The organism is Parapedobacter indicus, assembly GCF_900113765.1.
Classification (GTDB): Bacteria; Bacteroidota; Bacteroidia; order Sphingobacteriales; family Sphingobacteriaceae; genus Parapedobacter; species Parapedobacter indicus.
Genome location: NZ_FOQO01000001.1, coordinates 858995 through 869287, shown reverse-complemented (window position 1 = coordinate 869287; position 10293 = coordinate 858995). Strand labels below are relative to the sequence as shown.

The 10293-nt window shown below is 50.5% G+C and carries 11 protein-coding genes; 1 reads left to right on the top strand and 10 read right to left on the bottom strand.

The window, feature by feature from the left end; genetic code table 11:
• The 10 genes from BMZ56_RS03785 to BMZ56_RS03740 all read right to left on the bottom strand — a co-directional run.
• Positions 1-4253, bottom strand: a 4253-nt coding sequence (locus BMZ56_RS03785; protein ID WP_090624352.1) for a tape measure protein, incomplete at its 3' end; no start/stop codon positions are given.
• A 230-nt stretch (positions 4254-4483) separates the two neighbouring features.
• Positions 4484-5020, bottom strand: a complete 537-nt coding sequence (locus tag BMZ56_RS03780) for a hypothetical protein (RefSeq protein WP_090624350.1) — start codon at positions 5018-5020, stop codon at positions 4484-4486.
• A gap of 55 nt (positions 5021-5075) precedes the next feature.
• Positions 5076-5588 carry a hypothetical protein gene (locus tag BMZ56_RS03775; RefSeq protein WP_090624348.1) on the bottom strand — a complete coding sequence of 171 codons (513 nt, stop codon included), beginning with the start codon at positions 5586-5588 and terminating at the stop codon, positions 5076-5078.
• 31 nt (positions 5589-5619) lie between these two features.
• Positions 5620-6009 (bottom strand): hypothetical protein, encoded by a 390-nt coding sequence (locus BMZ56_RS03770; RefSeq protein ID WP_143072843.1) that lies wholly within the window; start codon positions 6007-6009, stop codon positions 5620-5622.
• Positions 6006-6455, bottom strand: a complete 450-nt coding sequence (locus tag BMZ56_RS03765) for a hypothetical protein (protein ID WP_090624344.1) — start codon at positions 6453-6455, stop codon at positions 6006-6008. Before BMZ56_RS03765 ends, BMZ56_RS03770 begins: the two co-directional genes overlap by 4 nt.
• Positions 6452-6787: a hypothetical protein gene (locus BMZ56_RS03760; protein WP_090624342.1), complete on the bottom strand. Its 336-nt coding sequence runs from the start codon at positions 6785-6787 to the stop codon at positions 6452-6454. Before BMZ56_RS03760 ends, BMZ56_RS03765 begins: the two co-directional genes overlap by 4 nt.
• A gap of 1 nt (position 6788) precedes the next feature.
• Positions 6789-7112, bottom strand: a complete 324-nt coding sequence (locus tag BMZ56_RS03755; RefSeq protein WP_090624340.1) for a DUF6706 family protein — start codon at positions 7110-7112, stop codon at positions 6789-6791.
• A 3-nt stretch (positions 7113-7115) separates the two neighbouring features.
• Positions 7116-8219: a hypothetical protein gene (locus BMZ56_RS03750; RefSeq protein ID WP_090624338.1), complete on the bottom strand. Its 1104-nt coding sequence runs from the start codon at positions 8217-8219 to the stop codon at positions 7116-7118.
• 12 nt (positions 8220-8231) lie between these two features.
• Complete coding sequence (locus BMZ56_RS03745) at positions 8232-8810, bottom strand: hypothetical protein (RefSeq protein WP_090624336.1); 579 nt, start codon at positions 8808-8810, stop codon at positions 8232-8234.
• Positions 8811-8838: 28 nt separating this feature from the next.
• Positions 8839-9513 carry a hypothetical protein gene (locus tag BMZ56_RS03740; protein ID WP_090624334.1) on the bottom strand — a complete coding sequence of 225 codons (675 nt, stop codon included), beginning with the start codon at positions 9511-9513 and terminating at the stop codon, positions 8839-8841.
• A gap of 387 nt (positions 9514-9900) precedes the next feature.
• On the opposite strand from BMZ56_RS03740, the gene BMZ56_RS03735 reads away from it, so the two are divergent.
• A complete protein-coding gene (locus BMZ56_RS03735) occupies positions 9901-10251 on the top strand; it encodes a hypothetical protein (RefSeq protein WP_090624332.1) in 351 nt (116 codons plus the stop codon).
• Positions 10252-10293 lie beyond the last annotated feature (42 nt).

Below are 10293 nucleotides of genomic sequence, written 5' to 3'. Positions count from 1 at the left end.
CCTGCCCCCCTCATCAGGCTGTCAGTGTTTGAAATCTTGCTGTTTAGCTGGACGATGGCCGTCTCTATATTGGCAAGACGGTCGGTATTGTCTGCCGTTCGGCCAGTGTTCGCATTGATGCTGGCCAGTATAGCGAGTTTCCGGTTCATCAGTTGAACTTGTTGGTCCATGAAGTTTGTTTGGATCTTGCTGTTATCAAGAAGTGAAAGCTGCGCTAGCCTCAAGCCGCCGAATTCCGATTCAAGCCTATTGGCCGTGCTTTCGGTGATTCCTGACACAGCTTTGGACAACCCCGATTCCTGCTTGGTCGCGTCGGTACCGAAATCGATTCCGGATATCTGCTTAAGTTGATCGAACTGCTTATGTGCGTTTTCGATGATATCATTGTACGTTGATTCCAGATCCGACACCTCGGTTCGGTCCAATCCATCTTCCGCAGCGGTAGCGAAATCCTCATACCATCCCTGCAGCTGCTTTTCAAGTACATCTCTTTTGAGGGATTGGAGAATGGCACGTTGCATGAGTTTTTCGAAGTTTTCCGCAAAATCCTCGGCCGCAACGGTGCCCCGTTCGAACATGGAAACTATTTCGTCTGTTATACCCCCGAACGTCGTGCCCGTGAGTTCGGCCCGCATCTCGTTAAGCGCGTTTTTCCATAGGTCGTACTGCTCGATGATGTTGCGGATCTTGCTGGCTGTTACTTCGTCGAATTTACCTTCTTCAAGAAGCTGGGTTAACTTCGTGATTTCTTCCTGCGTGATATCTTCGATGGACGTCCACTGCAACCGGTAATCATCAACCGTTCCGTCCATAAATATTTTGCGCGCCGCTTCCAGCATTTGTATTTCAGGCGCGTAGTCTTTTTGGAATGCGGGGAAAAGCCAATTATCTTTCTGCTTATCCTTAATCTCACGAAGTCTTTTGTCAAGTTCCTCTATCGATCCGTATTGATTCAGAATCTGCACCAGCTTGTCATTTTGGGCATCTCCTGTTGATAGGAATTGACTGGTAGGTAAGTCCCTAATGCTGTTGTTTACGGAATCGAACGCCTGCTTAGCCGCATCGGCGTATGCCTTTACACGGTCTGCACCGTATATATCGTTGATGAGCGAAAGTTGATATTCCAGGATCCGTGTTGCTGCGTCCAATTGCTTCAACTGAAACTCCTGAGCATGCTGCCGCTCTTTTTCAGCCTTCTGCCATTTCTTGTTTTGGCTACTCTCAATTGCCGCGACTACGCCACCGATGACGGAAAACACCGCGCCAACTATAGAGGCGATGCCACCACCCTTCGAAAAGCCATCACCTACCTTACCGATGGTTTGCCCGAGTGTTTGAGATAGTTGGCCGACCTGGCTGACCATAGCGCCTACCGTTTTCAGCGCACCGGACATTGTACCGTCAAATTGGGTGGCCATGTCCACAAGCTGCCCGAAGCCCTCCACCAACTGAGTGACATTGGCAAAGTTCTCCTGTTCGGTATTTTCGATTGCTTGTGCAAACCAGTCACCGAATATTTCTTTCAGTTTGTTTTTTAGTGCTTCGTCCTTGATGTCTAGCCCTTCGATCAATGCGTCCACGGTTGCCTTACCGTGCCGTAGTGCAGTTAATGCCATCGACGACCCAGCGGTATTTAAGGCACGATTCATCGACTGGAAAACTTCGTTGGACTCTATTTCGGATTGGTAGAGTTCAAGAAGCGCCTGGTCACGATCCCGCTTTGCTTGCTTCGCCCTGTCCTTTTCTCCTTTCGATTCGAGATCCGCGATGTCCTTATTGGCTTTGGCGATCAGAGCCTCACGTTTTTGCTCATATGTCCGATATGTGGCAAGGAGGTATTTCGTTTGATCATTAGCCTGCTGGCGTTCGTTGTTGTTAAACACAACCAGCATATCCCATAGGCCCTTAAGCCGTTCCTGCTGGGCGCCGGTTAATCCGATTGTCATATCCATGCCCTGCAAGGCACTTATCTCACCTATAAGAAGTGACCGGAAATCCTCAACGAAGTTTTTTTCACCCGAAAACATCTCCTTTGCGGCTTTATCACCGATTTCCTTACGGGCTGCCTGGTATTCACGGTAGAGTTCCAGCTGCCTGCCAAGGCGCTGTTTAAGGTCTTCCGTCTCCTGACGGTATTGGATATCTCCAGTTTCCCTCCGCTCAAGTCGATCGATCATTTCAAGAACTCCGGAAGAAATACGCTGGCTTTCGGGTGCTTTTTTATTGTGTTCTTCGATGATGCGACGTAACTCATCGTAGTGATTGCGCGCCTCCTGCAACTCCCGATTGTTGGCCGCCATGCCTTTCGCCCGGATATCGGCCTCCTTATCAGCAATACGCTGGAGAATGTCGATGCGTTTATCGCCCCAACGTTCAAGGTCCTTATTGGCTTTATCTCCTTCCTTGGTTTTGCCCATCAGGAGATCACGCTCTTCGGTAAGCGATTTCAGCGAATCACGAAGCGAATCGATCTTTTTCTTGTCAAATACCGCGTCAGGGCTCAGTGCGGCTTTAAGGTCAGATTCCGTGGTAGCAATCTCCTTATTCAGTTCCTTCAGGCGCTGCGTAATTGTAACCACGGGCAAAGTCGTATCTTCCTTTTTTACGCCTGTAATGATCTCTTCCCACTTATCGCCATAGGCTTTTTTGAGTTCGTCCATTGATTTTTCAAGGACTTTCTTTTCCTGACCGACAATCAATTCGGACATGGCTCCAGGACTGAACAGGACGTCGACCCATTGACCAAACCCCACTCCCTGAGACGTCGGGGCAAAGGTGTTTTTTATGGAGCGTCCAAGCTTTGTCCACGTACCTACCGCGTCAATCCCACTACGATTGAGATCGTCCATCTGTTCGGCAAGGCTGTTGAACTCGTCGAATGCCTTACGGGCCGCGGCGGCTTCCCTTATCTTTCCGATATATTCGTCGAGGGCACGGGTCGCTTTTCCGGTAGCGATTTCTTCCTGTGAATAAGAAGTAAGGATATCGCCAGTCTGCGCAATAAGCTTCTTGTATGCAGCTTCTTTTTGCTCCGCGGACGCGGTTTGGCTACGCATTACCTCGATCAGCTTTTCAACCGAACGTCGTTCCGTATCGGCGGATTTGCCACCGGCATCGATGGCGTCGTTCAAACGCTCCCTGGCTGCTGCCGTTGCATTGGTGACCTGCGTCAATGAGTATATTACAGCTACCAGCGCCGAAACGGCGGCTGTCATAGCAATCACCGGCGATGCGGCCATCACAGCATTCAGCGTCCGCATTGCGGCGGTCTTAATAACGATGGCGTTATAATGAAGTATCTCGGCCGCGGTCATCCCTACGGTTCTGGCGGCGTCCAATTGCTTCAATGCGGCCGTAGCGATCAATGCCGCCCGGTATGATCCGTATACAACAACGAGACCGGAAATGATCTCAAACAGCTTGTCGTAGTTCTCGACCAATGTGCCGATTCCCTCAATAGCCGCACCGATGACCTCTTCATTCTCCTTGCCGATGGTATTCAGAACTTCATCCCAGGCATCCTTCACGCGCTCGATCTGCCCCTGGAATGTTTTGCTTTGGGCTTCCATCAAGCCGCCGAACATCGATCCGGCGGCGGTCATGTTCCGGAATGCCTGTTGGAGTTCTTCGAAACCTACTTTACCGGAAGAAACAAAGTCATTCACCTGGTCAACGGTGGTACCAAGTACCTTGGCTAGTTCCTCATAGATAGGAATGCCCCGACCGGCAAACTGACGGATGTCCATCAGATACGCCCTGCCCTGGGTGCGGGCGGTACCGTACAGGTAAACAAGTTCCCCGATCGGCTGGGAGGTGCCCGCGGCGACATCACCAAGCATCCTAAGTTCCTGCGTCACGGTCTTAGCAGTGGATCCGTAGGCAAGCAGCTGTTTGGCGGCATTGGCGGTATCCTTCAACCCGAATGGCGTTGTGCCGGCAAATTCCACGAGCTCCTTCATCAGGACTTCCGCATCCATCTTGCTGCGGAGCATAGTGGTGAAGGAAATTTCAAGTTGCTGGAACTCGCTCCGTACACGGATGAGATCGTTTACAAATTGGGCCGCTCCCTGGATAGTGAAGTAACCGGAAAGGGTTGCGGAAAGCTTGGCGAATGCGCGATCCATCCGGCTGGATTCGTTCACTGCGCGGTCTGCCATACCGGTTATCCGGCGCTCCATCGCCGTGATCTGACGTTGGAAATCGGAATCCCGTATCCAAGCATCGAATGAAAGCCTTCCGCCGTTGATATCCATATTCTATCTCAATGAAGCGTTAAACGCCCTAAGCTTATCCAGATCGGTTTTTGGTTTACCGGGTTCGTTACTGCCGGCACCGTTCCCCGTATTATCGTCATCCTCGTAGTGCGGCGCATCGATCATCATCTTGTGCACCTGCATCCAGCTGATTCCCCAAAGCAGGTATTGCAGTGTCCATCCGAAGCGTTCGCATACCTGCGACCTCCACCCCTGGGGACTATTGCCACCTATTGTTTTTCCTCTACCAGGTTTGCTTTGGGTTTTGTTGTCCTTGGAATCGCCCCGGACATCCACCTGATAGAGTTGATAAAATCCCCGGCATTCATTATCTGCCGGATGATAAGCGCCAGTTGTTTGAGCGTGGAAGGCTTCAGTCGGCGCAGGAAATAATTCGTATACCTATTGATAAGGGATCGGTTTACAAATCCCCTGTACGGGGTAAGCTCCACCCAGCACCGGCCATTCAGGACCGCAACCGCTATTACCCGTGCCATTGGTTCGGCCGATCTCTTGATGATTCGATTGCTTTGGCGTATCGGGTTTTCCGTGAGGGCTTCCTCGTCGATCTCCATTTTCAGGAACTCGTCAGCCAATAGATCCAGCGTACCGGTATACGGTTCGTGTATGGTGAACGTCTTCTCCTTCCCGGATCCAAACAAACGCTCAATTGCGCTGGTCCGGACGGTGAAATCCATTCCCTTACCGATCAGCGAGTCGATGTTGGCCTGTTCGGCCGCAAGCGCATCAAAGTCTTTTTCTTCCATGGATTATCGGTCATTTGGAAAAAGGGGCACAACATGCGCCCCTTTAATCCGGTTTTTAGGGTGTCGGGGCTATCTCGACGATTTCCATGATCTTGATGCCTTCTTTGGTAGGCTTCAGGATGTCGACCGCGATCTCCAACAGCAATTCCTGGTCGGCACCAAGCCCACCATTCAGTTTGCCCAACAGGGAAACCTTGTTGTATTGGATTGTCTCGAATCCCTCCTTCGGGGTTACCCGGATGGTGCATTCGTATTCCTTGGCGTCATCTTCCGTATAAACCTTTCCGCCGCCTGCGGTATCGACCGTCCCGCCCCTGGTCAATGCCAGTGCATTCGAATCCGGATCCGCAAGACTGAAAAGCAACCGGCGTGCGCCAGCGGTCTTGAATGCTTTCAAAGGGGTAGAAACCTCCTCTACTTCCACGTTTTTCACCGTGGCGTCATCTTCCTGGAAGGAGAAGGTACCCTTTGAGGTGAAACCGATGGTTTCGAATACGGTACCGGGACCGCCGTCACCTGCCAACGGTGCGACCTCTACTTTATCGAGGCCAATTGTTACTAAACCCATTTCCTTATGATCTTAGTGGTAAATAATTCTGTTAATTGTTGTAATACAGCTTCAGCCGTACGCGGATGCTCATAAAGTATCCTTGCTGCTTTTCCTGCTTGATCGGCCCCGCTGCGTTTGTCACCAGAAGGCTGTAGTCATTGCGGACATAGTGGCTTTTCAGGATCGGTACGATGATGCCTGTAACGGTCTTGAACCATACATGATTTGGCATAGTGCCGGGATCATGGATGTTGACGTAACCGACTCCTTCCTGGAAGGGCTCATTGTCCACGGTGGTCGAAGTGCAGACCACGTCCTGAACGGCTGAATTCTCCGGTCTTTCGTCCCGGTAAGTGGATCCGCTTATTATCGCGGTTACCTCCGGCACGTTTACAAGGCCGTAAAGGATCTCGGTTATGTCAAGCGTCGTTCTCATCATGCAGCCCACCTATTGATCTGATCTGTGATACTTCTCATGTATCTATCCAGTTCCTTCTCGGCCTCCAGCTCTGCCCCGTCCAATACGTCCAGACCACGTGATTGCACTGCCATAGCGTAGTCCATGCCGGCAACCACTACCAATGCGAATCCGCTCCGTGGGACATTACTGGCGGCATGTCGTTCACCTTCAGACACACCCTCAGCGCCGCCGATCACCTGACGGAAATTCCGCTCTACCAAGGTTCCATCATGATAAATGGCATATCCAATCGAGCTGCGTAGGTTTCCGGTTTGATCCATATAGGTGTTTAATCCGCGAGCATGCGCCACTGCTTTCTCTCCCACAAGCCGCAAACCGCGCAGGAAAATCCTGTACAGCTTGTCCCTGAAATTCTGTTTGAGGGCTCTTTGGATATCTTCCCTATTGAATGTTGGCTGTATCATACCCAGATCCTGCAATGGAAATAGTCCCTACTGAACCTTTTTACCGCGCCTACCAGCCTCACAGCTCCATCCATGATAACCCGGATCCTATCCCCTCTTTTCAGATTCGGGATATCGAGCTCGCAGAAGACAATCGACCCAAACTCCAAAACATCGCCATCCACAACAGTGGTTGAAGTGCCTTTGTCGTTGGGCTGATCGCGGCAATCCACCTCCATGTCGGTGGCTGGAAGCCATTCCGTACTTTCGGCGGGATTGACCCAATTACCCTGGCTATCCTTGTAGGGATCGCCTGAAGGGATGAAAAAGAGCTTGTGTGCGTAGTTGTCCATCCTACCAGCGGTTTGAAGCGTCGTAGACTTTCGGTTGCGGCGCAAGTTTGTTCTCTACACCGAGTTCGTCGCAAAGCATGCTGTAATAGGTCCGTATCCCGTCCATATTATATTTCCGGGAGAAATCTCCCTGGGAGATATCCGGTTCAAGCAGCAATTCGGGAATAACGGATACAAAGACTTGCTTAGCGATCAACATGGATGACGGCGTGAGCTCGCCTTCCGGGTTTCCACCCAGTTCGGCGAGCTTAACCGTCAGTTCATCATCCTCAATCTGGAGTTTGAACTTTCGCAGCTTCTTCTTTATGAACTCTGCCAGCGCCATCGTTTACGCGGCTTTCTCGTCAATCCTTAGGATGGCCATGTCGTTCTTGCCGTTGAACACGGGTACCGCGTTCATTTCGTACTCGACAAACCGACCTTCTTCCCGGCGATAGCTGGAGATGAGGTTTTCCTCGTAAACCGTGTAAACCTTATTCGGGTGCGGATCCTTGGATTCGAGTGCATCCTTCAACATCAGTTTTGCAACCGGTGATGAGGTACGGAATACGACCCGATTATCCTTGAAGGCGTTCACTGGCTCCTGGTTGGTACCAGGCAAAGTGACGAACACGTCCACTACCTCGATAGGCGGCAGTCCGACTACTTTCAGGTAGCCGTTCAGCATCTCAAGCGAGATGATTCCCGAAGGTGATACACGGCCTTTGGGTACGTCCACTGAGAATGCAGCCTTGATCTTCGCAGACTCCAATACCAATTGAACGGTATTGAAGTTCATCTGGATTTTCTCCACCAACTTGCCTTTTGCCCTCAAAGCCAGTATCACATATTGGAATACCGCTACTGGATCCGAGTTCGCCTTGTCACTGAACAGCACGTCCGATGCGCGCAATAGATATGTAGGGATCTTGAGATCAAGTTCCCACTGAACACCGTCCGGATTGTTGGCCACCGTTACTTCGTACTTACCATTGGAAAGTCCGTTGTAGAACAACAGATCCAAGCGCTTGTGAGGCGCGATAGCCGCTGGCTCATACATGTTGAAAAGGAATTTCAACACCTTCTGCCATTCGGATGATTTACGCTCACTGGTGAAGTTACCGGCACGTCCACGGTACCGGCCTTCAAGCTGCATGAGCTTGTCAAGGCGGTCGTTGTCCAGTTGCCAGCGATCCCCCAAACGGCCGATGGTACCGGTGATCGACCCGAGGTCAGGCATCTCACGAAGCGGTTTGTCGGCATTCTTTGCGATGATCGAACCGGCTTGGGCAGCGGCGTATTCGCCAACGAACTCGTTGTAGGCCCCCGATACGGAGAAGTCCGTATCCATTTCCTTCTTCCACTCGGGCTTGTAAGTGGAAATCTTCATCTGTTCCTGGATGAAGGCATCGAAGTTTTTTTCCTCCGAAATTTCCTGAAGTATAGTTTTCATTGCTCGAATGGATTAAGGGATGATCAAAAATCGCACGGTCAAGGATGTCTTGATCGCATCGGTTAACGCATACGGCAGCTTGCTTTCGCGCACTTCGTCAGCTGCGTAGATCGCAGAAACCGAGGGTTGCCCCTCCAGCTTCACGTCTGCGTAGTTGAGTTTGGTCGCAACCAGCAGCGCCTTGTTGTCGCCGGCCTCCGTGGATATCGTCAGGACCGTACCTTCAGGTAGTGCACCAAGCGCAGCGCTGATGGTCAATTTATCCGTGGCAGTGTCCACCGAATCAATAGCCGAGATTGTGGCGGCTTTGGTGCCGTTACCAACATGCTCGTTCACTAGGAAAGTGTGATTCTTTTTTACGATCACCTCGGTATCATCTGCTTCGAGGGCAGCCGCGAGCGTCACCGTCTTAACCGGCTTAGCATTCCGTGTGGCCCAATCGATCGCCAGCGGCGTTCCCTTCTTGATGTACTCGACACTTCGCGGGAAGTCGTTGGGATTGATGTTGAAACCACCCGTATGCACTCGGACGGTCTTTTCGTCCCACAATTCTTCGCGGACGGGACCGGCCTCATTCACTTCATATTTCATTTTTTGAAGTTTTTCGTGATTAATGGGGTTAATTCTCCTTTGGTACAGCGGTTGCCGCAGCGGCTTTCAAGTTGGTAATGAAGTCAGATTCGCCGGTCGAGTTGGTGATGAACGGCTTTTCAGCCCCTTCCGCCAATTTTTCGTTAGCAAACTTCTGCTGCAATTTCCCCCATGATTCCGTGGCTTTAGTGATGAAGGCGTCTGCCTCATCCTCGCTGTTGAATGTCCGCCCGTCGAGTTGATCGGTGATGTAGTCGTCGTCCACCTTCGCCTCTTTCAGCTTATCGGTGATGCGCTGATTGAGCGTTTTGGTGGTCTTTTCCTGCTTGATGTTGTTGATCTCTGCCGTCAACGTCTCATTTTGCTTCACAAGCGTTTTAAGCAGCGATTTCACATCATCTTCGTCCCCCTTGTCGTTCGGATCTTCTTTTTTGGGTTTGGTATTATCGCCGTCACCCCCGTCCGGCTTCTTCTCGGTTGCCTTCTTCACAGCTGCGGTGACGCGACCGTCAACTTCGCCCTGCACACCTTTCAATGCTTCTGCGACCCCATCGGAAGAAACGACGGTTTCGATTTGGCTTTCCTCCGTAACGGTTATAGCAAGCATTGCAGCTATCCCCAGGAGTGCCTTTTCGCCCAACCCCAGCGACTTGATCGTGTCGGCATGCTTGGTTTTGAGCGCGGCTAAGATTTTTTCCTTCATAATAAATTTTTGAGTTTAATTCAATCAGACTCAAAGCTCATTATATTATCCATTGGATTCTATTTTAGTTTGAAATACAATATTATTTAATTGATTTTAAGATATTTATGATGATTTAAATTTATAAGTATATTTAATACTTTGATTTTTCAAAACTATTACAGACATTTGCTTTTGTCGTTCGGGTATCGCAGCAACAACCCTTAGCCGGGCGGCAATGAGTAAGGCAACTAAAAGTATTGGAAATGAATATGTTACACGCGGATATTCACCGCAAAGAATCCATAGTTTAGGTTAGTTTATGCAATACGTCCGCAGTGATGCGCGCGCATTGCGCCGGGGGTTTCCCAATACTCCCCCGGTTTTTTGACCGTACAAAACACTTTTATGAATACACAGCAAGACAAATTCGAATTATGGTGCATCGTTGAACTTTTCGGCCATTCCAAAATTGCCGGGCTTTGCACTGAACAAAACATTGCAGGGACCAACATGCTTCGTGTGGACGTGCCGGAAACAGCCAGCAATCCACCGTTCAGTAGGTTCTTCAACCACGCGGCCATATACGCCATCAACCCAGTGACGGAAGAGGTTGCCCGGTTCGTAGCTGAAAAGCTGAACAATAAGCCGATTGACAGCTGGGATATCCGCCAGTTTACCGAAAAGCAGCTGCAGTTGAAGGTTGCGGAACAGCCTACAGAATTAGATTACGAAGATGATGACGATCAACCGTATTGATTAGATTCGGATGTTGTGGTTTGCGTAGGACAACGGGAAAGA

What these genes read in the sequence shown, in the direction of transcription:
- BMZ56_RS03760 (WP_090624342.1), bottom strand. Translation starts at nt 6,787, where the DNA reads ATGGACAACTACGCACACAAGCTCTTTTTCATCCCTTCAGGCGATCCC.
- BMZ56_RS03780 (WP_090624350.1), bottom strand. Translation starts at nt 5,020, where the DNA reads ATGGAAGAAAAAGACTTTGATGCGCTTGCGGCCGAACAGGCCAACATC.
- BMZ56_RS03750 (WP_090624338.1), bottom strand. Translation starts at nt 8,219, where the DNA reads ATGAAAACTATACTTCAGGAAATTTCGGAGGAAAAAAACTTCGATGCC.
- BMZ56_RS03745 (WP_090624336.1), bottom strand. Translation starts at nt 8,810, where the DNA reads ATGAAATATGAAGTGAATGAGGCCGGTCCCGTCCGCGAAGAATTGTGG.
- BMZ56_RS03765 (WP_090624344.1), bottom strand. Translation starts at nt 6,455, where the DNA reads ATGATACAGCCAACATTCAATAGGGAAGATATCCAAAGAGCCCTCAAA.
- BMZ56_RS03740 (WP_090624334.1), bottom strand. Translation starts at nt 9,513, where the DNA reads ATGAAGGAAAAAATCTTAGCCGCGCTCAAAACCAAGCATGCCGACACG.
- BMZ56_RS03775 (WP_090624348.1), bottom strand. Translation starts at nt 5,588, where the DNA reads ATGGGTTTAGTAACAATTGGCCTCGATAAAGTAGAGGTCGCACCGTTG.
- BMZ56_RS03735 (WP_090624332.1), top strand. Translation starts at nt 9,901, where the DNA reads ATGAATACACAGCAAGACAAATTCGAATTATGGTGCATCGTTGAACTT.
- BMZ56_RS03770 (WP_143072843.1), bottom strand. Translation starts at nt 6,009, where the DNA reads ATGATGAGAACGACGCTTGACATAACCGAGATCCTTTACGGCCTTGTA.
- BMZ56_RS03755 (WP_090624340.1), bottom strand. Translation starts at nt 7,112, where the DNA reads ATGGCGCTGGCAGAGTTCATAAAGAAGAAGCTGCGAAAGTTCAAACTC.